General features: G+C 68.1%; 16 protein-coding genes. 7 read left to right on the top strand and 9 right to left on the bottom strand.

The features are described 5' to 3' along the window. Positions 1-169: 169 nt before the first annotated feature. Positions 170-685 (top strand): OmpA family protein, encoded by a 516-nt coding sequence (locus tag FMQ63_RS21525; RefSeq protein ID WP_011555135.1) that lies wholly within the window; start codon positions 170-172, stop codon positions 683-685. 2 nt (positions 686-687) lie between these two features. Here the strand turns inward: FMQ63_RS21525 and FMQ63_RS21520 are convergent, their stop codons facing one another. After that, positions 688-2304, bottom strand: a complete 1617-nt coding sequence (locus FMQ63_RS21520) for a GMC family oxidoreductase (RefSeq protein WP_043612451.1) — start codon at positions 2302-2304, stop codon at positions 688-690. Positions 2305-2590: 286 nt separating this feature from the next. On the opposite strand from FMQ63_RS21520, the gene FMQ63_RS21515 reads away from it, so the two are divergent. Together FMQ63_RS21515 and FMQ63_RS21510 are read left to right on the top strand one after the other, a co-directional pair. Then, on the top strand, positions 2591-3811 hold the full coding sequence (locus tag FMQ63_RS21515; RefSeq protein ID WP_020478716.1) for a M20/M25/M40 family metallo-hydrolase: 1221 nt from the start codon (positions 2591-2593) through the stop codon (positions 3809-3811). Between the two features lie 107 nt (positions 3812-3918). Beyond that, positions 3919-5676 carry an ABC transporter ATP-binding protein gene (locus FMQ63_RS21510; protein WP_011555138.1) on the top strand — a complete coding sequence of 586 codons (1758 nt, stop codon included), beginning with the start codon at positions 3919-3921 and terminating at the stop codon, positions 5674-5676. 4 nt (positions 5677-5680) lie between these two features. Here the strand turns inward: FMQ63_RS21510 and FMQ63_RS21505 are convergent, their stop codons facing one another. Beyond that, positions 5681-8104, bottom strand: coding sequence for an ABC transporter permease (locus FMQ63_RS21505; RefSeq protein ID WP_011555139.1), 2424 nt, complete (start codon positions 8102-8104; stop codon positions 5681-5683). 275 nt (positions 8105-8379) lie between these two features. Here FMQ63_RS21505 and FMQ63_RS21500 point away from each other — a divergent pair, with 275 nt between their 5' ends. From FMQ63_RS21500 to FMQ63_RS21490, 3 genes are all read left to right on the top strand, one after another. Beyond that, a complete protein-coding gene (locus tag FMQ63_RS21500; protein ID WP_216609124.1) occupies positions 8380-8580 on the top strand; it encodes a hypothetical protein in 201 nt (66 codons plus the stop codon). Positions 8581-8955: 375 nt separating this feature from the next. After that, a complete protein-coding gene (locus FMQ63_RS21495; protein WP_216609125.1) occupies positions 8956-9159 on the top strand; it encodes a hypothetical protein in 204 nt (67 codons plus the stop codon). A 251-nt stretch (positions 9160-9410) separates the two neighbouring features. After that, positions 9411-10211, top strand: a complete 801-nt coding sequence (locus FMQ63_RS21490) for a glycosyltransferase family 9 protein (protein WP_225909403.1) — start codon at positions 9411-9413, stop codon at positions 10209-10211. Between the two features lie 31 nt (positions 10212-10242). Here the strand turns inward: FMQ63_RS21490 and FMQ63_RS21485 are convergent, their stop codons facing one another. From FMQ63_RS21485 to xth, 7 genes are all read right to left on the bottom strand, one after another. Then, positions 10243-11748 carry a radical SAM protein gene (locus tag FMQ63_RS21485; RefSeq protein WP_011555143.1) on the bottom strand — a complete coding sequence of 502 codons (1506 nt, stop codon included), beginning with the start codon at positions 11746-11748 and terminating at the stop codon, positions 10243-10245. Next, entirely contained in the window at positions 11745-13166 is a 1422-nt protein-coding gene (locus FMQ63_RS21480) for an HEXXH motif-containing putative peptide modification protein (RefSeq protein WP_011555144.1), read from the bottom strand. The genes FMQ63_RS21485 and FMQ63_RS21480 overlap by 4 nt, the downstream gene beginning before the upstream one ends. Beyond that, complete coding sequence (locus tag FMQ63_RS21475; protein WP_011555145.1) at positions 13166-14863, bottom strand: MBL fold metallo-hydrolase; 1698 nt, start codon at positions 14861-14863, stop codon at positions 13166-13168. The genes FMQ63_RS21480 and FMQ63_RS21475 overlap by 1 nt, the downstream gene beginning before the upstream one ends. Before the next feature lie 82 nt (positions 14864-14945). Then, complete coding sequence (locus FMQ63_RS21470; RefSeq protein ID WP_225909404.1) at positions 14946-17021, bottom strand: hypothetical protein; 2076 nt, start codon at positions 17019-17021, stop codon at positions 14946-14948. 425 nt (positions 17022-17446) lie between these two features. After that, entirely contained in the window at positions 17447-19987 is a 2541-nt protein-coding gene (locus FMQ63_RS21465) for a serine/threonine-protein kinase (protein ID WP_011555147.1), read from the bottom strand. An 81-nt stretch (positions 19988-20068) separates the two neighbouring features. Next, a complete protein-coding gene (locus FMQ63_RS21460; protein ID WP_011555148.1) occupies positions 20069-20269 on the bottom strand; it encodes a hypothetical protein in 201 nt (66 codons plus the stop codon). A gap of 99 nt (positions 20270-20368) precedes the next feature. Next, entirely contained in the window at positions 20369-21139 is a 771-nt protein-coding gene (gene xth, locus FMQ63_RS21455; protein WP_011555149.1) for an exodeoxyribonuclease III, read from the bottom strand. Positions 21140-21336: 197 nt separating this feature from the next. Between xth and FMQ63_RS21450 the strand changes: the two genes are divergently transcribed. Then, entirely contained in the window at positions 21337-22437 is a 1101-nt protein-coding gene (locus tag FMQ63_RS21450) for a tetratricopeptide repeat protein (RefSeq protein ID WP_020479132.1), read from the top strand. Positions 22438-22561: the final 124 nt, after the last annotated feature.

Here is a 22561-nt window from a genome sequence, read left to right as displayed (position 1 = left end):
CCCGGGGTGACATGCTGCCCCCCTCACGCACCGAGGCAAGTTTTACCAGCCGGGCGGACGGGCCCCCGTCACCCCTCCCAAGAGACACCGCGCCGCTGGACGAAGGCGCGGCCCCCGGGCAGCCTTCCGCCCGGCGAACACCGCCCATCCAACGGAGGCGTCCTCACGTATGAAGCTCAAGGCCCTGTGCATCACCGTGTCGCTACTCACCCTTCCCGGCGTGGCCTTCGCGCAGGGCGGGTTCGGCGCCCTCACCAAGGCCGCGGGCGATGCCGGCAAGTCCGCCGTGGAGAAGCGCGTCAACACCAAGCTGATGGACGAGGGCCGGCAGAACCAGTGCAGCTTCAAGACAGGCACCGCCCAGCTCGATGCCGGCTGCGAAGCCAAGCTCAAGAAGCTGACCAACGCGCTCGTCGACGCCAAGAAGCAGCTCGTCGCCGCTGGCGTAAAGTCCTACAAGTTCGAGGTCTCCGGCCACACCGACTCCACCGGTGACGCGGCCAAGAACAAGAAGCTCAGCGAGCAGCGCGCGGAGACCATCGTCAAGGAGCTCATCGCGCGCGGCATCCCCCGGGGCGAAATCATCGCCGTGGGCTACGGCTCCGAGAAGCCGCTGGTGAAGCCCGACGACACCGCCGCCAAGAAGGCGAAGAACCGCCGCTACGAGCTCCAGGTCCGCCTGTAGCCTCAGCTCGTGCGGGCGCCCGAGGACATGGGCCCCGCGGGCACGGCCACCTCGTCCCGCGGCGCCGTCCGGGCCGCGGGAATGAAGGTCATCGCGCGCTCGGCCAGCGCCGTAATCGTGAGCGACGGATTGACGCCCGGATTGGCGGAGATGGCGGAGCCGTCCACCACATACAACCCCTCATGGCCAAACACGCGGTGCCGCGAGTCGATGACGCCCGTCTCCGCCGAGTCCCCCATGCAGCAGCCGCCCAGGATGTGCGCCGTCGTCGGAATGCCCAGCAGGGTCTCGCTGACGATGGTCATCGGATAGCCATCCAGCTTGTCCGCCACGCGCCGGGCCAGGTCGAACGCCTCCGGCATGTTGGCGCTCGGCGCCGGGCCCTCCTGGAGCGCCGTGCTCAGCCCCAGCCTCCGCGAGCGCGTCATGCGCAGGTGCCCTTCCAGGGTGCGCATGTAGAGCAGAATCATCGTCCGCCGAGCGAAGTCCGGGACGAACCACGCCTTGAGGAAGCGCAGCGGATGCCGGACCAGCAGGCCCACCAGCCGCACGAAGCGCTGGAGCATCGTGGCCCCGGACACCTGCGGCGCCATCAACAACCGGAAGAAGCCCGAGCCCGCCGAGTAGCGCACCGGCTCCAGGTGGGACTGGGCATCGGTATGCAAGATGGAACCGATGGCGATGCCCCGTGACAAATCCTGCCCCTTGCGGCCGCTCACCACCCCCACGAGCGCCTCGGAGTTGGTGCGCACGCCGTCTCCCAGCCGGTCCGACAGGCGCGGCAGTCCGTCCGGGCTCGCCTTCAACTTGAGCAGCAGGTCCAGGGTGCCCAGCACGCCCCCCGCGAAGACGACGTGCTTCGCGGTGAACCGCACCTTCTTCCGGAAGAAGCGCCGCGCCCCTTGAAGCGCTTCGACTTCGTAGCCCCCGTCTGGCAGCGGTCGCACCCAGGTGACTTCGGTGTCCGCGTGCAGCGCGAGGCCGCGCCGCTCCGCCAGGTGGAGGTAGTTCTTGTCGAGCGTGTTCTTGGCATCGAAGCGACACCCCAGCATGCACCCGCCACACGCGGTACAGCCCGTCCGGTCCGGTCCCTCACCATTGAAGTATGGGTCCTTCACGGTGACGCCCGGCTCGCCGAAGTACACGGCCACCGTGGTGGGCTGGAAGTCGGTGCGGCCCAGGTCCGTGCCCACGTCCTGGAGCACCTGGTCTGGCACGGTGCGCAGTGGATTCGGCGTGGCGCCCAGCATCCTCCGCGCGGTGGTGTAGTGCGGCGCCAGCTCCTCCTTCCACGCGGCGAGGTGGCCCCACGTGGAGGCCTGGAAGAAGTCGTCCCGGGGGATGGGGAGCGTGTTGGCGTATACGAGCGAGCCACCGCCCACGCCCACGCCCGACAGAACGGTGACGTGGCGGAAGAACGACATCTCGAACAGGCCCCGCCACCCCAGCGTGGGCATCCAGAGCCAGCGCTTCAGCGCCCAGTTCGTCTTCGGGAAGTCCGGGGCGCGAAAGCGCCGCCCCTTCTCCAGCACCATGACGCGGTAGCCCTTCTCGGTCAGCCGGAGCGCGCTGACGCTGCCCCCGAACCCCGAGCCGATGATGAGCCAGTCGCAGTCCATGGCCATCCTGCCTCCCGACGGGCACCACGCCACACAGGTCACGCACCAGCGCATGACGGCGGCGCCACTCTACGACAAAGGGATGCATCAGCCCGGCGCGGAGATTCAGGCGGTGCGGGGAACGAAGCGCCTGCCCGCCCAGCCCGACTTCACCCTGAGCACGTCTTCTTTTTCACACTCCGACCAAGCCACAGAAAGCCTTTATTTCTCGAAAAGCGGAGGCTCCTCCCCGCAGCACGTCCCCCGTGCTGCGACGCAACGCCGTCTCCCTGGAGGAGCAATGCGGATGAAGACCTGGATGCCGGTCTCGCTGTTGCTGCTGAATGCCCCGCTGGCCCTTGCCGAGCCGCTCAAGGCCAAGCCAACGGACAAGACTGTCTGGATTGCGATTGGCACGGATGCCATCACGCCCATGCAGGAGACCTTCGCGGCCGAAGGCTGGAACGTGCCCACCGCCCTCAAGCAGCAGAAGCACGCGGGCGTGTTCCAACTGAAGGAGTCCCAGCTGTCGCGGCTGGCGCTGATGATGCACGAGAAGTTCGACCGATGCGCGGGCTTCATCACCTACGAGACGCAGGAGGAAGCACTGGCGTCCCTGGCGCCCGTAGCCCCCAATGCGGCCCAGAAGGCCGTCAGCTACACCCTCACCAACGCCGCGACCGTGAACACCCTGGTGGGTGAGCTCTCTGCCGCGAACATCCGCACCACCATCGCCGACCTGTCCGCCTTCCCCACGCGCAGCCAGAGCTCGCAAGGGGGCGTGGACGCCGCGGCCATGCTCCTGGCGAAGTGGCAGGGCTACGTCACTGGCGCGGGACGCACGGACGTCACCGTGGCGTACTACCCGCACACGGGCTGGCGGCAGCCCTCCGTCATCCTCACCATCCCCGGCACCGATTTGTCTGGCGAGGTCGTCGTGGTGGGCGGCCACCTGGACTCCATCAGCTCCACCAGCGCCGCGCCTGGCGCCGATGACGACGCGTCCGGCATCGCGACGTTCACCGAAGTCATCCGCGCCGCCATGGCTCGCAACTACAGGCCCCAGCGGACGGTGAAGTTCATGGCCTACGCCGCGGAGGAGACGGGCCTGCGCGGCTCGCGGGAGATCGCCCTTTCGCACAAGAACAACAACATCAACGTCGTGGGGGTGATGCAGCTCGACATGACGAACTACAAGCACCCCAACGCCACATCGGATGTGGGCATCGTCACCGACAACACGAACGCCACCCAGAACCAGTTCATCCGCGACCTGATAACGACGTACGTCGGCGTGCCGTTCACCAATACGACCTGCGGCTACGGGTGCTCGGACCACGCCTCCTGGCACAGCCAGGGCTACGCGGCCTCCATCCCCTTCGAGGGGACTGTCGTCCAGAAGAACCCCAACATCCACACCCCCAGGGACACCCTGGCGAACTCCGACAGCAGCGCCGCGCACGCGCTCAAGTTCTCCAAGATTGCCGCCGCCTATGTCGCCGAGCTGGCCAAGGGCACCGCGCAGTAGGCCCTGAAGCCCAGGGGCCCCGGCGCGAGACATGCACCGGGGTCCCCCTGCATCACCAGTTTTGTCGGGATTACAACTTTGCCGGCATCTGGACTAGCCTGCGTGCAATGGGCTTGATTCAGAATCCGCCGCTGAGCCACGCATCCCTTCGTCGCGTCCTGGCACTGGCTCGTCCCGAGTGGAGGCTGCTCTTGCTCGGCACGTGCTTCCTCTTCATCGGGAGCGCGGGAGGCCTGCTCTTCCCACAGGCCATCCGGGTCATCCTCGACGAAGCCCTGACTACCGCCACGCTCGACATGGTGAACGACACCACCCTGTGGATGCTGGGGGTGTGTTTCATCCAGTCGGTGGCCATCGGGCTGCGCTTCGCCTTCTTCAACATCGCGGGTGAGCGCATTGTCAGCGACCTGCGGGAGCGGCTGTATCGCAGCTTGCTGGAGCAGGAGATCGCGTTCTTCGACCAGCACCGCACTGGCGGCCTCACCAGCCGGCTGTCCACTGACACCGCCCTCATCCAGGGCGCCGTCAGTACGCACATCGCCATCATGCTCCGCAACGCAACCACGTTGATTGGAGGGCTGGCGCTGCTGCTCTACACCTCGCCCCGGTTGACGCTCGTCATGCTGGCGGTCGTCCCCCCCGTGACGCTGGGGGCGCTGTTCTATGGCCGCAAGGCACGGCAGCTCGCGCGAGACGCCCAGGCCGCGGTGGCCGAAGCCAATGAAGTCGCCGCCGAGTCCCTCTATGGCATTCAGACCGTCCAGGCCTTCGTCGCCGAAGACGCGGAGCGCCGGAGCTATGGCCGTGCCATTGGCAAGGCCCTGGCGCTGGCGCGCACGCGAATCGTCTCCTCGGGCTTCTTCATGGGAGGAACGGGCTTCACCGGCCTGGCGTCGACCCTGCTCGTCTTCTGGTACGGCACGCACATGGTCGTTTCGGGCGACATCACGGTGGGTGGACTGACCTCCTTCCTGATGTACACGCTGATGGTCGTCATGGCCGTCGGTGCCCTGAGCGAGCTGTGGGCGGAGTTCATGAAGGCCGGAGGCGCCACCGAGCGCGTCTTCGAGCTCATCGACCGTACGCCCGCCATCTCCGTCAGCGGCGGCGAGCGGCCCGCGAACATGGAAGGCAACCTGCGCTTCCGCGACGTCAACTTCAGCTACCCCACGCGCCGGGACGTGCCCGTCCTCCAAGGCCTGGACATGGACGTCGCGCCCGGTGAAGTCGTGGCGCTGGTGGGACACTCGGGCGCGGGCAAGTCGACTGTCGCCTCGATGTTGATGCGCTTCTACGATCCGGACCGAGGGGCCATCCTCGTCGATGAGACAGACCTGCGAACGCTCGACGTCCGCTGGCTCCGTCAGAACATCGGCATCGTGTCGCAGGAGCCCACGCTCTTCTCGGGCAGCATCGCCGACAACATCCGCTACGGACGCACCGACGCCACCGATGCGGAAGTGGAAGCCGCGGCCCGCGTCGCCAATGCCCACGACTTCGTGAGCCGGTTTCCAGAAGGCTACCGCACGCGCGTCGGCGAGCGGGGCATCCAGCTCTCGGGCGGGCAGAAGCAGCGCGTCGCCATTGCCCGCGCGGTCCTCAAGGATCCGCGGCTGCTCATCCTGGACGAGGCCACCAGCGCGCTGGACTCCGAAAGCGAGCACCTGGTCAAGGAGGCGCTGGACCGGCTCATGGTGGGACGCACCACCCTCATCATCGCCCACCGCCTGTCCACCGTGGCGGGCGTCGACCGCATCTTCGTGCTGGACCAGGGCCGCGTCGTCCAGCACGGAAACCACGAGGCGCTCATCACCCAGGACGGCCTCTACAAGCGCCTCGTGGAACGGCAGTTCATCGCCGCCTGAGCCCTCACTCCTCGCGCATGGCCATGCTGGGCGGGACGCGCGCGGCGCGCCAGGCGGGCACGTAGCCCGCCACCAGCGCCACGAAGAGCAGCACGCAAGCCGTCCCGAGGAAGACGAGCGGGTCCGCGGGGCTGACCTCGAAGAGCAACTTCGACAGGCCCCGCGCCAGGACCAACGCCAGCACGGAGCCGATGATGACCCCCAGCCCGGCGAGCCGCAGCGCCTGGCTCAATATCAACCAGAAGATGCTCCCCTCCCGCGCGCCCAGCGCCATGCGCACGCCAATCTCCGTCCGCCGCTGGGTGACGGAGTAGGCCATGATGCCGTAGACGCCCCCGGCGGCCAGCAGCAGCGCCACGCACGCGAAGAACCCCAGCAGCGCGGCCAGCAGGTGCCTGGAGCCGAACGACTCCGCGATGAGCTCCTCCAAAGGCCGCGGCGACGGCGGTGGTTGCTCGGGGTCCAACGACGCCATGCCCTCTCGCAAGGACAGCGCCAGCGACGACGCCGCCGCCCCCGTCCCTCCCACGGTCACCATCATCACCATCGCGTCACGTGGGGCCTGCGCCAGCGGCAGGTAGAACTCCGGCACGGATGAACGCACCTGCCCGCGCCACAGCGTCCGGACGTCCCCCACCACGCCAATGACCTCCCACGGCTCGGTGCCGCCCGTGAAGAAGCGCTTGCCCAGCGGCGACTCTCCGGGCCAGAAGCGCCGCGCCAGGGCCGAGTTGATCATCGCGACCCGGGGCGAGTCCTCCACGTCCAACGCGTTGAAATCGCGCCCCTCGTGCAAGGGGATGCCCATGGTCCGGAAATAGCCCGGGGAGATGACGCGCTGACTGGCCTCGGGCAACTGCCCGGGCAGCGGCTTCGGCTGCCCATCCGGATAGATGTTCGAGCTCTGACTGCGACGGCTGATGGGCGGCAGGCTCGCCGCCGAGACGGCCTGGGCTCCCGGAATGGAGGACAACCGCTCCTGCAGCGCATGGAAGAAGCGAACCCGCTCGGCGTCCGTCGGATACCTGGTCTCCGGCAGCGTGACGTCGAAGTAGAACACGCGTTCGGCGGCGAAGCCGGGTGAGGTCCCCTGGAGCTGGTAGAGGCTTCGAAGCATCAGGCTCGCGCCGACGACCAGCATCAAGGCCAGCGCCACCTCCGCCGTTACCAGGGCCGAGCGGATGCTCTTTCGCCCCGCCGTGGCGCCCGCCCCCTCCCGCATCGCCTCCAGCGGGTTCTGCCGCGACATCTGGAACGCGGGCGCCAGGCCAAACAGCACCCCGGTGATGGCGGACAGCCCGACACAGAACAGCAGCGCCCCTCCATCCACCTGGATGGATTGCCACCCTGGCAGGCGCTCCGCCAACCCGGGCGGCAGCATGGTGGCAATCATGTGCGTGCCCCACAGCGCGCCCAGGATTCCCAATCCTCCTCCCAGGAGCGACAGCAAGACGCTCTCGGTCAGGGCCTGGACCATCAGACGCGTCGGGCTCGCCCCCAGCGCCCCGCGAATGGCCAGCTCCCGCCGCCGGGCCGCCGCGCGCGCCAGCAGCAGGCTCGCGACGTTCGCGCACCCGATGAGCAACACGAAGCCCACCGCGCCCGCCAGGGTGATGAGCAGCGGCCTCAAGGGCCCCAGGTAGGCCTCGCGCACGGACGTCAGCCGCACGGTGCGCTCCGAATCCGTGTCGGGGTACCGCTCCGCCAGTTGCCCTGCGAGGACCCGCAGGGCGTCCTCCGCCATCGACACGGAGAAGCCAGGCTTGAGGCGGCCCACCACCCGCACCTTCCGGTCCCCGCGCGCATCCAGCTCCGCCTGCGTCGGCGCGAGCGGCACCCAGGCTTCGGCGCCAGGCGGGAAGTCGAAGCTCTTCGGCATCACGCCCACGACCGTGTAGGGCTCACCATCCAGCGTGACGGACTCACCCAGCACGGAGGGCGCGCCACCAAACCGGCGCCGCCACAACGCGTCCGACAGCACCACCACCGCCTCGCCACCCACGCGGTCTTCTTCCGCGGAGAACGCCCTGCCCAGCGAGGGCCTCGCCTCCAGCGCGGGGAACAGCGCGGCGCCCACCCGAAACGCCTGGAGCCGCTCCGGCTGCAGCGCGCCGCCCATGTTCAAGCTCCGCGGAACAATCCCCGCCACGTGCTCGAAGCCCCCCGCCTGCGCGGTCCAGTCCTCCAGCGTCGCCAGGGATGTCTCGCTCCGCTCGACACCCGCCTTGGGAAGCGAGTCCCACACCATCACCAGACGCTCCTCATGCGGGAAACGCATGGGTTGCAGCCAGATGGAGTTGACCACGCTGAATATCGCCGTGCTCGCGCCAATCCCCAGCGCCAGCGTCATCATCGCGACCAGGGTGAACGTCGGACTCTTGAGCAACAACCTGGCGCCAAACCGGATGTCCTGACGAATTGTATCCATGTCCCTCTCACGCAAGAGCATGCCATGCGGCGTGCACCGCGGCGACGCGCATCACCACGAAGGCCCAGGCCCGGCGCCCGAGAACACCCAAGTCCGCGAATTTTCAAAGCTGGCAGACATTTCATCAAAAACATGTCTAAGCCTGGACATCCGCTCGGGGTTCGCCGTACTCTTCGAGATCCGAGCTGAATGCATCAACTGGCGTCAGGCTCGGCACGTTCGGCGACAAGTTCGTGCCGCGCGTGTGGTTTGATTCACCTCCCCTGGAGTTCCTCATGGTTGAGAGCAACATCGTTCTGAAGCCCGAGGTGGTGACGTTCAAGCAGCTGGATCCCGCGAAGGTGGACGCGCTCCGCGGCCAGCTGAGCATGATCCTGGGTCGTGGCGAGTTCCCCACGATGTCCGCTCGCGCGGGCGCCGTCGTCGTCAAGGAGCCGCAGGATCACACCAGCCACACGTCTGACGGCTGGTTCTAGCAGGTCTCTGCTCCCCGGCGCCCAGCGATGGGCACCGGGGAGCAGGTTGTCTTGACGCAAGGATTGCCCCCTTCCCGCCGCAGGAGCATCACTCGCTCCAAGCCCCGGTGGTGTTCCACCTGGATGGGATTGGAGACCGGCTCCTCGCCCTTCCCAACCCGCGAGCCCTGAGTCAGCCGTACCCGGGTCGATCGCGCCGAATCTCACGCGTAGCATTTATTTCACTGAAAACACGTCTACGCCTGGACATTCGTTCGAGGTACGCCGTACCCTTGGGGATCCGAGCTGCGAGCATCCATTGGCGTCAGACTCGGCACGTTCGGCGACAAGTTCGTGCCGCGCGTGTGTTTTGATTCACCTCCCCAGGAGTTCCTCATGGTTGAGAGCAACATCGTTCTGAAGCCCGAGGTGGTGACGTTCAAGCAGCTGGATCCCGCGAAGGTGGACGCGCTCCGCGGCCAGCTGAGCATGATTCTGGGTCGTGGCGACTTCGCCCAGATCTCCGCGCGCGCGGTCGGCCCCGTCAAGGACCAGGAGCCGCAGGATCACACCAGCCACACGTCTGACGGCTGGTTCTAGCAGGTCTCTGCTCCCCGGCGCCCATCCCTGGGTACCGGGGAGCAGGTTGTCGTGACGCAAGGATTGCCCCCTCCATGCAGCAGAAACTTCGTTCTGCCCAAGCCCCCGTCGTATTTCACCTGAATGGGATTGGGGACCGGCTCCTCGCCCTTCCCGCCCTGCGAGCCCTGAGTCAGCTGTACCCGGGTCGAATCAGACTGGTGGGTGCGCCAGGTGATTCAAGCCTGTTCTTCTATCAAGAGCTCGGGCTCATGAAGATTCACGAGGTCCGCGCGACCACGCAGGGCACGGAGCGCAGCATCGACGCCGAGATGCTCCGGCAGGCGGTGGGGGCCTGCGACTTGTTTGTCTGTTTCAACACCTGGCACGCGACGGGGGTCTCCGAGCTGCTCGAGGGGTTCCCGGCGGCCACCGAAACAGTGGGCCTGTATCGCCGTTACAAGCAGTGGGTCCGGAGTGAAGAACTCCAGCATTCCGCGGACCGGCTCTTCTCGCTGGCCCAGCAGGTGGATCCCTCCCTGAGGCTGGAGGACTTCGCCCAGGCCCCCGTGCTGACGGCCGAGGCCACCGAGGCCGCCAGGCACTTTCGTGACAGCGTCCCCGATGGGGCCAAGGTGCTCGCGCTCCATACGGAGACCGGCGCCCGGAAACAGTGGCCCGTCGCCCGCTACCGCGCCGTGCTGGATGCCTTCCTGACAGCCCACCCCGAATGGCTCGTGCTCAACGTGGACTACAGCGCCACGGAGCTGGCGCCCATGGTCCATGAAGGCCGCGTGCTGTCCGTCCCAGGCGCCCCACTCGATGTCGCCATGGCGCTGCTCGGCGCCTGTGATGGCTTCCTCGGCATCGACTCCTGCATGCTGCACGCGGCGGATTTCTTCCGGCTCCCTTCGGTGGGCCTGTTCGGAACGACCTCTCCCCAGCAATGGGGCTTCCGTTTCACGCCGGCCTTCCGCGAGCCCACCGGGAACGGGAGCATGGACGACATCACCGAGGAAGAAGTCCTCGGCGCGCTCACGGACCTCGCCGCCGGGCGGCTGCGCCCCGCCTGAGCAGCGGCGAGGGCGCCAGCCCCGGCTGGCCTCAGCCGCTCTGCACGCTCAGCATCGGCGGCATGGCCTGCGAGGAAGGCTCTGTCGGCAGACCGTTGGCCATCTCCACCAGGGCGGCGTCCATTCCAGGCATCATCCGCAACAGGGGGATGGGGTCCTCCACGAGCTTGCGCAGGACCCACTCCACGACCGCCAACGTCTGCAGGCATTCCTCGGACGCATGGGGGCGCGGCGTCGCGTCCCCGGTCCGGGCATAGTCGAGCACCGGCAGCACGCCGCAGTAGGGATTGAAGGCGCACTCGCGGCACTGCGGGTCACGATCCCGCAGCGACAGGTTCATGGACCGGAACGTGGCCTTGTTGCGGATGAGCGCGTCATAGGTCGTCCCCTTCACGTTGCCCAAGCCGAACTCGGAGCGCATCGAACGGGCTTCGTCCGACGGCAGGATTTCGCCGTCATGGTCATAGGTGATGGCCGAACCGAAGTCCCCGACCGGGTTGCGCCAGTCCACGAAGCCCGTATCCGTCGACTGGAGAATCTTGGCCAGGACGACCCGGACCACGCGCTCGGAGTAGTTCTCGTTCTCCTGGCGGTTCTTCTCGTAGATGTAATCGAGCGCGTCCAGGTAGTAGTGGAGGAAGTCCTGGATGTCGAAGGGCAGCTTCTCCTTGCGGGCGTTGCCCAGGGCCTTGAGCTTGAGGATGGCGAGGTCCTTGAAGCCCTCCGCATGATAGAAGTCGATGGTGCGCTTCAGCTCCTTGGCGTTGGAGGCCCCCACCACGCACAGGGGCGACGCGCTGAGCACGCCGGGGAATCGGTCGCGGAAGTGGCTCAGCCGCTCCATGACCTTGCGGAAGCTGCCCGCCCCGCTCCGAGTGACTCGGAATGAGTCGTGAATGTCCTCGGGACCGTTCAACGAATACGACACGTTGATGCGGTTCTCCTTGCAGTACGCGATGTGCTCGTCGGTGGCGACCATGAGGTTGCTCACCACGGAGAAGCGGAGCCGCTTGCCCACGGCTTCGTTCTGCCTGCGGGCCTCCTCGACGAAGTACTTCATGCCCTCGAAGTTCAAGAAGGGCTCGCCGCCCTGGAACTCGAAACCCAGGAAGGGGGCCGGAGAACCGAGCGCGAAGCGGATGATGGCATCCGCGACGTCGGGCTGCATGTCGAAGCGCTTGGAGTCCGCGGAGATGTTCTCCGGGTTCATGTGGCAGTAGGTGCAGTTGAGGTTGCACCGCTTGGACAGCACGACGATATGGAGCCCCGGCCCCGCGTAGGTCCGGTCATGCCAGCGCTTGAGGTCCTCCAGCACGCGCGACGAGTTCTGCGCGGTGATGAGGTGGCTGGTCTGCTCGAGCCGCTCGAACAGGGCCTCATCCATGGAGATTTCATCGAGCTGGGCATTCTCCGCGCCGGACAGCAGTTGCATGGCGCCCGTCCGGGACAGCCGCACGAAGTGGTCCGGGCCCACCTGCTTCGCGGGGAAGAAGTTGGGCAGCCACTCGTCGCGATAACGCAACCCTGGGACCCTCATGCGGCACCTCCGGCGTGCTGGGTATAGCGGGCCGCGAGCACTGCCGCCTCGCGCCAGCCCATGTATGTCTCGGCGTCATTCACCACGGGACCGCTGGCGGCCACTCGCGAGAAGTGCTGCTTCATCCAGGTGTCGAAGGCCTGGTCCATGTCCGCATCCGCGACACGCTCGATGAGCGGATGCTGCTCACTCAGGGCCTGGGCCATCTGCGCGAGGAGCACGCGCCCTTCGGGCGTGGGACGCTCGAAGTCCAGGAGGGTCCGGAAGGAGAGCAGGTTGCAGCGGTGTGACTTGAGCAGTTGGAAGCGCCACTCCCGCTGCTTGAACTCGGGCCTGTCCAGCGCCAGCAGCCGGAGCCGGTTCACCGCCAGGAAGGAGTGCAGGCCCAGATGCACGCCTCGGAGGGGGCGAGGGTCGGTGCGGTAGGCGGAGACGAACTCGGGACGTGAGTCGTCCCACCGTCCGAATGCGCGCGAGTCGAGCAGCAGATACATGCGCTCGTGTTGCAGCTCGTGGACCAGGTCCTCCGCATGCTCCAGGCCGTTGGCCACGCGCGTGAGGAAGACAGGCGTGCCAGCCCCATACGAGGACGAGCAACGCACGCTCCGGTTCTCCGGGCCCCCCATGTCGACGAGCGCGGGGAGCAACACGCGGGCCCAGTCGAGCACTTCGGGCCACAGCTTCCCCAGGATGTGGAAGGCCTCCTCCGTGCTTTGCAGCAGGGGCATGGGCCGCCAGGTGCCCGTGCTCCCATCGTCCGGGATGCCCGCCTGGTCGCGCCGGCCGGTGATGCCGAGCATCTCGCTGTCGTCCAGCACCGGAACGTTCCAGGTCTCGGACCAGGGCAATGGCTGGATGCTCACGGGCGCATCGCCCATGAGCGGCAGCGGGATGCGCAGCCCGGGGCCGGAGTGCCCCTCGACGGAGAGCAGGCACTCCGCGCCAGAGAAGTGCCAAACGACGCGCCCCTCGCCGGGGCCGCGCACGTCGAGCCGCTCACCCCGAGGCAGGCAGTAGAGCGTCCGCGGCGTCACGAAGAAGGCTTCGCCGTGGGTGACCTCTCCCCGCAGCCGCTGGACGATGAGCAGAGAAGCAAGGTTGCCCATCAGGCATTGAATCAAGCCAGGCCCGACGGCGGCGGGCCCCAGCAAGCGGCCGAGCAGCACCGTCGTGCTCCAGTGCTCCAGGAACTCACGCGCCAGCGCCGGCGCGCGCTCGACGAGCTCGAACGCCTCGGAGAGGAGGGACTGAAGCTCCGTGGCACATCCCCCCAACTTCCCGAGCCGCTCCGGCTGTTGGACCCAGCCCATGAGCAGATCGAGCTGCCCCATCTGCTGCGCACGCAACAGCTCACGCGCCGAGGCTTCCGTCTCGGGGGACAACGGCGTCGGGAACGTGAAGGCATCTTGGAATTGCATCAGTGACTCCAGTCGAGCACCAACGGCGACTCGTGCGACAGATGGGACAGGAACGTGAAGATGGCCGACCGGACGTCGTCGTGAGGCAGGGAGAGGGCCGCGCTCACGTCGCCGACCATCTCGGCGACCGTGCGTCCATCACATTGGTCCAGCAGGAGCGCCTCGAGCGTCGACAGCGGCTGATAGCGGATGCCCGCCGGGCTCGCGTAACACAGGACCTCGGACGTCTCCGGCGACAGCGGGCGCGCGTCCAGCAGCCGCGCCAGGTCTCGTGTGACTCGCAGGTGGTAGGGACCCAACACCGGGCGGCGCTGGAGGAGGCTGTCACGCAGGACCGACTGATGGCTCGCGCGAAGCGCCTCGGTGCGCTCGTCACGGCGGGCCAACTCCTTCATCCGGCGTGACATGCACTGAATGTGGAACAGGCCCCGGTCCATCCACAGGCAGGCCGCCAGGTCCTCCCGCTGCGGCTCCTCGAGCGCCGGCTCAGACAGGAGCGCGGCCTCGACAGCGGCGAAGTAGCCAGCATCCATGTCCGTGGGCTCCGAGACCTTCGACGGGAGGAGCGAGACCAGCCTCGCCGCGAGCTCGAAGGCCTTGCCCTCCACGAGGCAGCGGAGCGTCCGGGGCGCCAGGACCGCCGCGGGGGTCTTGTTGACGGACACCTGGCACCGCTCCAGCAAGTAGCGCAGGTCGCGGGTGGATGCGCGCACCACTTCCCGGATGGCTTCGAATGGCTCCAGCCAACGCACGAGGTCGTTGTTGTCTCCCCAGCCCCAACGCTGAATGGGTTTGCTCGGGTGATATCCCGTGAAGAAGGTCGTCAGCAGGGCCTGGGGACGCCGCTGCCCCCGCGCCGGTTCGAAACGACGGCCGGGCTGCAGCAGCGCGCAGCGCTCCAGGACGTGCTCGCCATAGACGAGCCGATACGGAGGCTTCCAGGGCACGAGCGCCGAGTCATGAGCGCGAGTCACCGCGGCGGCCATCCAATGCGCTCTGTCGACCGGGTAGCGCTCCAGGCGGTCTTCCCGCGGCCGCCCCGCCATGGACAGCGTGCCCCCACAGGTCGCGATACGCGCTGGCTTCAGCCAATCGCAGAACGCGAGCGCTCCCACGGAGTCCATCTGATTCCAGAAGCCCTGCCACTGGACCGAGGCCCCCGTGGGAACGAAGGCGACATCAACCCGGCCCCGGAAGGCCTCCAGCGCTTCGCGCGTCCGGGGTGAATCCGTCACATCCACCGCGTCCAGCGCCAGCACATCCGGCGTCTCCACCAGCAGGGCACATTGCTCCTCGCCCTCTCCCGAACACTGCGCGGGCAGGATGTGGATGCGCAGGTCCTGGGCCAGCTCGACGACGTCCCCCTCCAGGAAGGGATGGAGATTGCGAAAGCCCAGCGCCGTGAGAATCGCGCGAGCGCTCGACTCAGGCGCCGCGCCAGGCTTCGGCCTGTCGAGGAAGTAGAGGGCGACGTCTTCGCGAAGCCCCAACAGGCTGGGTGGATGGAGATGGTCGTCGTGCGCGTGGGAGAAGAAGACCGCGTCCACCGACGACAGGTCATCGAAGAACCACGCGGGACATGCAGGCTGCCGAAACTCCAGCTCCCGCAGCACCAGCACCGGGTCGATGAGAACCCTCAGAGGACCGCGCTGAATGACAAAAGAGGTGTGGCCCAGGTGCTCGATGAAAGTCTGCACAGCCTGCCCATTATGAATATTCAGAATTCAACGTATCAATTCACATCCCCGAGCGTCAATCCAGGCCACGGGGAATGACGACTCAGCGCGGCCGGAGCAGCTCGGACGTGCGGTGTGTGGCCAGATAGGCCTTGGCCTCAATCACCGGGGCCCCCGTCAAACCCAGCTTGACGTGCGCGAGCCGCTTATCGAAGACACTCTCTCGCGTGGCCGAGCCAGCGGGCAGATTGACCTGCGTGCGTCCCGGCCACGCCAGCAGCGCGTCACGCCGTGAGGGTGCGCAGAGCCCCCGCGTCACGAGTTCGTCGAGCAGGCGTTGCCACCGGGGCTCCTCGGCGGGCTGCGCACGTCCCTGGAACGAGCACTCGAGCCCCAGCGTCGGCAGCAACTGCGGCGCCAGGTCCAGGTTGAGCATGAAGCGATTGACGCCGAGCGGGAGGACCCACGCGAGGGTGTCCCGCAGTTGCTGGAAGTCTCCTGGCCACGCCACGGCTTCCAGGTACGCCACCACGCGCTCGGGAGGCACGTTCTTGAGCGTGAAGCGCAGGTTCTTGCTGCGCCGCGACATCATCACGCAGGCCGCATAGAGGTGTGCACCGGGAGGCAGCGCCTCGATGCAGACATCCATTCCCCGCTGAAGCTCAGGCGTGAGCGGCGCCTCATCCCCACGCAAGAGCGGAAGCCCCGCGTGCAGCGTCGCGCGGTAGGTATCCGACTTCTGCTGGTGGAGCGCTTCGTTGACGGCGACAGGCTGGTCCCGTGTGCAGAGGAACACGATGGGCAGCGGAGGCGAGGCGACGGGCGCGTCCAGGTCGAACTCCAGCCAGAACGCGTCGACTTCCCGGTCGAGCAGCCCGCCCGGCTCAGCCCACGCTCGTGCGAAGTCGCGAATGCGCCGCCACTCGGGAGCGGCGAACAAGGGCGCTGGGAGTTCTGAGTGCGGATGCCTGCCAGCAAGCAGCGCCTGCCCGTCGTGTTTGATCCCCAGGATGAAGTCCACCCGAGGCGTCCCCTCCAGCAGCCGGACCTCGAAGCCCCCATCTCCCTCCAGCGCCGCGGGCAGCCATTCACCCAGCGCGAGCAGGCGGGCTCGCGACTCGGGAGAAAACAGCGCGGGCGGATAATCATTGTCGAAGGCCGCCAACGTCTCCTTCCAGGTGCCCGACCGAGGCGGGAGCGCCCCCGGGAGGAAGTTGTCGGTCCGCTCCGCCGCGATGCGCGCGATTCGGACGTACCGGACGAGCGCTTCGATACACAGCGCCGCCGATGCCTCGAGCGAGCCGTAGACGACGTCCCCGGCCTCGTACAGCGGCGCCACGGGCCAGAGCCCCTCCTCGCTCTGCCCGCTCAGCAGCAGGGACGCCATGGAATCCAACGTCCGCTCGAAGAGGTTGACGTCCGTCGGACGCCCCAGGTTCATCAGGGCGCTCATCGCGAGGGCGACATTCACCGCGCCGCGCACCTCCCCCTTCTCCCAGAGCGAAATGAGTTCTGCCCGAAGGGGGACCGCGAGCTGCCAGTGGTCACCCACGTGACGAACCCAGCGCGTCAGCAGATAGCCCAGCAGGAAAGGCGAAACCGCGGGCTCACCGCGTGCGCAGCCCAGAAGCCCCTGGGTTCGAACCTTCTCGGAAACAAGCGCGGCGCGGCCCGGTAGCGACCGCCCTTCGTGCGCCGCCAGGAGCAGGAGGTCCGCGGTCGTGGCGACGTCTGCTTCAGGGGGAACACCCTCGATGGCCGCCGCCCCTGACTCGGACGATGTCTGCGCTGCGTCGCGCGACAGGAGCGCAGCGAGCGCCGGAGGTGGGTCCAGCGGCATGTTCCATTGCCTCAACGCCACCAGCGCGCGGGCCGACTCCCCCGCTTCCGACCGTTCCGAATCCGGGGAGAAACGCCAGAAGCCGGTCGACGCGCGACTGGAGAGCAGCCGCCGCACGCAGGACGCCCCATGCGCATTCGCAGCCCCCTCGCTCTCGGCCAGCGCGAGGAGAACCAGCGTTGCCGCCGCCGGCGAGTCCACCGAATGAACGCCCGCTCCCGTGGAAGCCAGCATCTCCGCGACGGGAAACTGCTCCAGTGCGGCAACCGCCGCGCCAATCGCGCCATCCAGCATTTCTGCCGTGGGCCGGATCGGCTCTCCTGGACTCTGAACAGACACGGGCTTCCTCCGAGCAACGCTGGCGAATGGACGCAAAGCGTGCCCGAGCGCGAAGCTCAGGGTCAATCACCTCTCCATGTAAATTGCTGAAATCAATTTAGACCCCCACTCCTTGTAAAATTGGCGAACTGATACTCTCGCGGCGCTCCATCCTCCACCCGGCAGCGAGGGCCCGAAGCCCCGGCGCGAAACACGTACCGGGGCCCCTGGCGGGACGACGTGTCCGCCAGCGTGAAGCCGATGCGGGTGTTACGCGCGGGGGCTTCCGGCTGCTGTTGCACGAATGGTCCGAGGAGTCGCTCCACGGGTTCCTGGTGGCGTGCAAGCACGGCCGCATGCCTCAGCCGGCGAAGCTGGTGTCCCCCGCGTGCTACGTCCAGCTCCCCGCCGTTACGGGGATGCGCGGACAGGCGCCGAGGAGCGCTTCATGCGGACCAGATGGCTTCCACGCGGGAGCGCACCTTGCGCCGCGCCTCCGCGAAGCCGGGCTGCGCGCGCAGGGGCGTCAGCGCCGGGCAGCGGTCCATCCACTCCAGGTCGATGAGCGCCAGGTTCGCCGCCTGCTGGAGATAACGCAGCGCCTCGGCGGGCGCGCCCCGGATGCACATCAACTCCGCCGCGAGCTGACACACCATCGACGCGAAGCGCGAGCTCACCTGCTGCCGGGTGAGCATGTCGTCCAGGGTCGCCATCGCGGCCTCCACCGACACCTCGCCCAGGGCCGCCGAGCAGTAGGTGGCCACGTAGGAGGCCATGTGGCTCGGGTCTTCGTTCAACGCGTCCCGGCACTGGCGGACGTCGTCCATGTCGCCCCTCCAGGCCGCGACCCGCATGCGGAGGATGAGGACCGGCATGCCCAGCAGGGGCTGACTGTTCAGGCGCGCCATGCACCACTGGTAGGTCGCATCATCGCCACGCAGCGCACTGCAACGCGCCACCTCGACCAGGCAGATGGTCATGCCCGGCTCCAGTGAGTAGGCCAGCTTCAAGCGCGGCAGTCCTTCGTCCGCGCGCCCCGCCTCACATTGGAGGTTGCCGAGGAGTTGGAGCGCGGGAGCGAACGTGGGGGCCGTGTCGAGCGCCGTGCGCAAGGCCACCACCGCGTCCCGCCACCGGCCTTCGCGGGTGGCCAGGATGGCCTGGGCCAGCTTCGTCTCCACGAGTTCCGGCGCCACCTGGCGGGCCCGTTCCAGGCTGGTCCGCGCCAGGGCATCCCAGTCGACCTCGTCCGCCAGGGTGCTGATGAAGCCCGCCCGAAGCGTCGCCACCGCATGCTGCGCCGCCGCGTGCGGGAAGCCAGGCACCGAGGCGTGAAGCTGTTCGAGCGGCGTGATGACCTCGTCCTTCAATTCGCCCGTCATCGAGTGCGCGAGCATCCGGGAGAGCGCCTGCCGGTAGAGGGCAAGGGCCTCCGCTGGCACGGTGGAGCGGTAGGCCAGGATGGTCAACTCGCCGCGCAGGGCTTCCGCCAGACGCTGCCCCAGCCGGTCCTGGAGCTGGAATGGGTCGTCATCCGCATCGTCGAAACGGCCGCTCCATAGCTGCGTGCCCGACGCGCCCTCCACCACCCGGAGCGTCACGCGCACCGTCTTGCCCGCGGCCTGGAGCGTCCCATCCACCAGCAACTCCACTCCCAGCTCGCGCGCCGCGACGCGAGGGTCCCGCTCCTGCCGGAAACGCTCCGTGGCCCCGCTGCTCTGCACCCGGAGGCCCCGCGTCCTCGACAGCACGTCGATGAGCGCCTCCGTCACGCCGTCGCCCAGAAATGCCTGGTCTGAAGCGCCCAGGAAGCGCAGCGGCAGCACCGCCAGCGACTGCTCATCAGGGCGCAACGGCGTGCGAGCTACCAGCCCGCCCGAGGACATCGAGGCATGGCCGAAACCGCTGGGCTGTGGCGTGGACGCGCCATGGGTAGCAGCCGAAACCTGGGAAGCGCCGCTGGACCTTGGCGTGGACGTGCCGTGAGTTCCCACCACGGAGGACACGCTATCGCCACCCAGCGCGTGTCCTCGCGTCCCGAGGTGCACGCCATGGGCATGTTTGGGCTCGATGGCCTCGCCGACAGAACCAAGCCACTGCCTCAGCGCATCCGCCACACAGGCCGCGTCCCGCGGCCGGCCGGAGGGCTCACGCGACAAGCACGCGAGCACCAACTCCGCCAGCGCATCCGGCACCGCCGCCAGCAAACGTGGATCAGGCGGCGGCTGCCTCAGACGGGCCACAGCCACGGCCATGGGCGAATCACCGGCGAACGGAGGCGCTCCGGTGAGCAACTGGTAGAGCACCAGGCCCGTGGCGTAGAGGTCGGCGCGGGCATCCACCTCGCCACTCTCCAACTGCTCGGGCGCCATGTACATGGGCGTGCCCACCAGTCCCTGCGTGCGCGAAGCCCCCTCGCCCGCCAATGCCCGGGCAATGCCGAAGTCGGTGAGCACCACGCGGCCACGGGCCTCCACCAGGACGTTGGCCGGCTTCAAGTCCCGGTGCACGACACCCGCGGCATGCGCCGCCGCCAGGCCTTCACAGAGCGCCAGGACCAGCCGCGCCGCCCGCGCGGGAGGCACCGTGTGCTCGCGGTCCATCAACGTTTGAAGACTCTCTCCCTCCACGTACTCCATGGTCAGGTAGAGGCGGCCCGAGTGCTCGCCCAGGTCGAAGGTCCGCGCCACGTGCCGATGGGTGATGCGCCGGGCCAGACGGACCTCGCGGCGGAAGCGCTCCAGCCACTCCGGCGCGGGCGAAGCGCCCAACTCCAGCAACTTCAACGCCACCACGTCGCCCACCAGCGTGTCCCGCGCCCGGTACACCGCGCCCATTCCACCGCGCCCGGCCAAATCCTCGAGGACATAGCGCCCGGCGAACAGCGCGCCTTCCGTCACGTCGGTGATGGCGGGACGCGGGTGCGGCGATAGCAACGTCGCATCGGTCCCCTCGGGTGGCGCACTCCGGTTTTTCTCCTCGGACACAGCGCGGAATCTACCCTGCCGGAAGTCGGGGCGCCCGGCATTCAGGATGGGCCCAGGATTTCTGGAATATCGAGACCGGCCTCAGCGAGACACCGGGGGCGTCTCCGGCGGCTTCGGCTTGAAGAGCGCGCACGCGCGGACCGGCTGCGGCGGGTACTTCTGAGGCAGCAGCGGGCAGAGGATGAAGGTCGTGGTCCTCGACTGGACGTAGCGAGGTGGCGCGGCGCAGCGGTGGCAAAGGCTGTCGGGAAACGGCAGCGATTCGGGCGGGGGCGTCGTCATGGCCTTCGGTCCTGGAGCATCGCACGAATCCCACCACGTGCCTGGTGCTCGTGGAGAGCGGCCATGCCAGCGATGACATGGCCGCTCGCGAATACCGCTTCAGTCGCGCAGTTCGAGCCACACGGGAGCGTGGTCCGAGGGCTGCTTGCCCTTGCGCTCCTCGCGGTCCACGTCCACGACCGTCAGTCGTTCGGCCACGGGCGCCGTCACGTAGAGGTGGTCGATGCGCAGGCCCAGGTTCTTCGGGAAGCCGAGCATGCGGTAATCCCACCAGGTGAACTTCTGAACGCCAGGGTGCAGCCTGCGGAAGGCATCCGAAAGCCCGAAGGCGCCCAGGCGCTGGAGGGCATCCCGCTCCTTCAGCGTGAAGAGCGTCTGGCCTTCCCACAACTTCGGGTCATAGGTGTCGATGTCCTCGGGCGCCACGTTCCAGTCCCCGCCCAGCACCAGGGGCTCGTCGGGCTTGTGCCGTGTGTCCAGGTAGCGCCGCAGCCGGCCGTACCACTCCAGCTTGTACTGGTACTGCGGCGAGTCCACCGACTGGCCATTGGGCGCGTACGCGCTCACCACGCGGATGCCGCCCACGGTCGCCGCGATGAGGCGCGCATGCGAATCATCCACGCCGTCGGACAGGCCCTTCACGACGTCCTTCGGCTCCTCCTTCGCGAGGATGGCGACGCCGTTGTACGTCTTCTGCCCGTGGACGGCGGCGTGGTAGCCCAACTCCCGCACGGCCTCCATGGGGAAGTCGTCGTCCACGCACTTGAGCTCCTGCAGGCAGAGGACATCCGGCTGGGCCTTCTTCAACCAGGCGAGCAGCCGTTCCTGACGGGCCCGCACCGAGTTCACGTTCCAGGTGGCGATCTTCATCGCGCGGACCGTCGCATGCCGCCCGCGCCCCCCGCCATGCTTTTCCCCGGCCCTGTGGCCACAGGGCCACACAGCCCCCTCCGTCCCTCTGGGAGCATGCGTGGCACGCCAGTCGCAATGACGCCGGGTGGGAGGCCGGCACACGGCCCCCCGGAGTCCCCGTCCCGGGAGCTCCGCCAGCAGTCGAGGCCGCCGCCATGCGCCGCAACCACACGAAGCCCACGTCCCACTCCAGCTTCCGCCCGCCGGCCTCCGTGCGGCGCGCGCTGGTGCTGGCAAGCCTCGTGGTGCTCGGACTGGCCCTGGCGTGGGCGGATGCGCCGCTGCCCAGGGCACTGCGCGCGTGGCTGGCCGCGGAGGAGCAGTCCACGTCCAATGCGGACGCCGCGGCACCGGATGCAGCCAGTCCTCGGGGTGACGCCGCCGCGTTTCCGCCGGCTTTCGAGCAGCGCGCGACGCGTAGAGACATCGGCATCGCGCACGTCGGAGCCGCGTCCGAAGCCGCATCGGAAGGTTCGAACATCGCGCCGGACGCCGAGCTCGCGTTGCCACACAGGCATGGACGGCGCGTGGACCACTTGAGCCGGGCCCACCTGTTGCGCGACTGGGACGACCTCGCTGGCGCGCTCACCGAGTGTCGCCGTGCGATTCATGACGCCCCCGACGACGTGGCCGCCTTGGCGCTGGCGGCGGAGCTCGCCGGGCTCACGGGCCGGACGGACCTGGCCGTGCGTGCCCATGCCCAGCTCGGCCGCCTGCTTCCCCTGGATGCCCGCCCCTTGGTGCGTCAGGCAAGGCTGCTGGTGTCCCTGGGCCGCCATGCCGAAGCGGTGTCCGTGGGCGAAGAGGCCGTGCTGCGCAATCCCGAGTACGTGGAGGCCTATCAGGTGCTCGGGCGCGCGCACCTTGTGCAGGGTGAGCTGGCGAAAGCGATGCTGCGCTTCGAGCAGGCCGTCCACCTCCACCCCGAGCACGGCTACGCCCTCAACAACCTGGGCCTCACCTACCTGCGTGCCGGAGAAGCCCAGAAGGCCGCGGACGTGCTCGTCCGGGCGGCGGAGCTGCTCCCTCACGTGGCTTATGTGCACAACAACCTGGGCGTGGCCTACGAGCGGCTCGGACAGGTGGAGGAGGCCCGGGCGGCCTATGCCGCCGCCATGCACCTGTCACCGCGCTACGTCCAGGCCCGCGTCAACGCGGACCGGATGCGCCGCACGGCCCACGCGGACATGGCCGGCGCCCGGACGGCTCGTGAGCAGCTGCTCCCCTCCCAGGGAGAGGCGCCTGCTTCCCGGTAGCGCCTTCCTGCCTGGAGGCCCTGCGCCGGGCGAGCCTCCAGAGCGGTTCCCGTTCGGTGTCCCCCGGTCTAACCTGCGGACTTTCTTTCCAGCGCAATGACCACGGCTCCCCAGATGCCCTCTT

Origin of the sequence: Myxococcus sp. CA005, assembly GCF_006518205.1 — a bacterium.
In the GTDB taxonomy this organism is placed as follows: domain Bacteria; phylum Myxococcota; class Myxococcia; order Myxococcales; family Myxococcaceae; genus Myxococcus; species Myxococcus xanthus.
The sequence above is the reverse complement of the archived record's forward strand: the minus strand, read 5'-3'. Positions and strand labels throughout refer to the sequence as shown.

Coding starts and splice junctions, on each gene's coding strand:
- FMQ63_RS21525 (WP_011555135.1), top strand. CDS start 170: ATGAAGCTCAAGGCCCTGTGCATCACCGTGTCGCTACTCACCCTTCCC.
- FMQ63_RS21520 (WP_043612451.1), bottom strand. CDS start 2,304: ATGGACTGCGACTGGCTCATCATCGGCTCGGGGTTCGGGGGCAGCGTC.
- FMQ63_RS21515 (WP_020478716.1), top strand. CDS start 2,591: ATGAAGACCTGGATGCCGGTCTCGCTGTTGCTGCTGAATGCCCCGCTG.
- FMQ63_RS21510 (WP_011555138.1), top strand. CDS start 3,919: ATGGGCTTGATTCAGAATCCGCCGCTGAGCCACGCATCCCTTCGTCGC.
- FMQ63_RS21505 (WP_011555139.1), bottom strand. CDS start 8,104: ATGGATACAATTCGTCAGGACATCCGGTTTGGCGCCAGGTTGTTGCTC.
- FMQ63_RS21500 (WP_216609124.1), top strand. CDS start 8,380: ATGGTTGAGAGCAACATCGTTCTGAAGCCCGAGGTGGTGACGTTCAAG.
- FMQ63_RS21495 (WP_216609125.1), top strand. CDS start 8,956: ATGGTTGAGAGCAACATCGTTCTGAAGCCCGAGGTGGTGACGTTCAAG.
- FMQ63_RS21490 (WP_225909403.1), top strand. CDS start 9,411: ATGAAGATTCACGAGGTCCGCGCGACCACGCAGGGCACGGAGCGCAGC.
- FMQ63_RS21485 (WP_011555143.1), bottom strand. CDS start 11,748: ATGAGGGTCCCAGGGTTGCGTTATCGCGACGAGTGGCTGCCCAACTTC.
- FMQ63_RS21480 (WP_011555144.1), bottom strand. CDS start 13,166: ATGCAATTCCAAGATGCCTTCACGTTCCCGACGCCGTTGTCCCCCGAG.
- FMQ63_RS21460 (WP_011555148.1), bottom strand. CDS start 20,269: ATGACGACGCCCCCGCCCGAATCGCTGCCGTTTCCCGACAGCCTTTGC.
- xth (WP_011555149.1), bottom strand. CDS start 21,139: ATGAAGATCGCCACCTGGAACGTGAACTCGGTGCGGGCCCGTCAGGAA.
- FMQ63_RS21450 (WP_020479132.1), top strand. CDS start 21,337: ATGCGCCGCAACCACACGAAGCCCACGTCCCACTCCAGCTTCCGCCCG.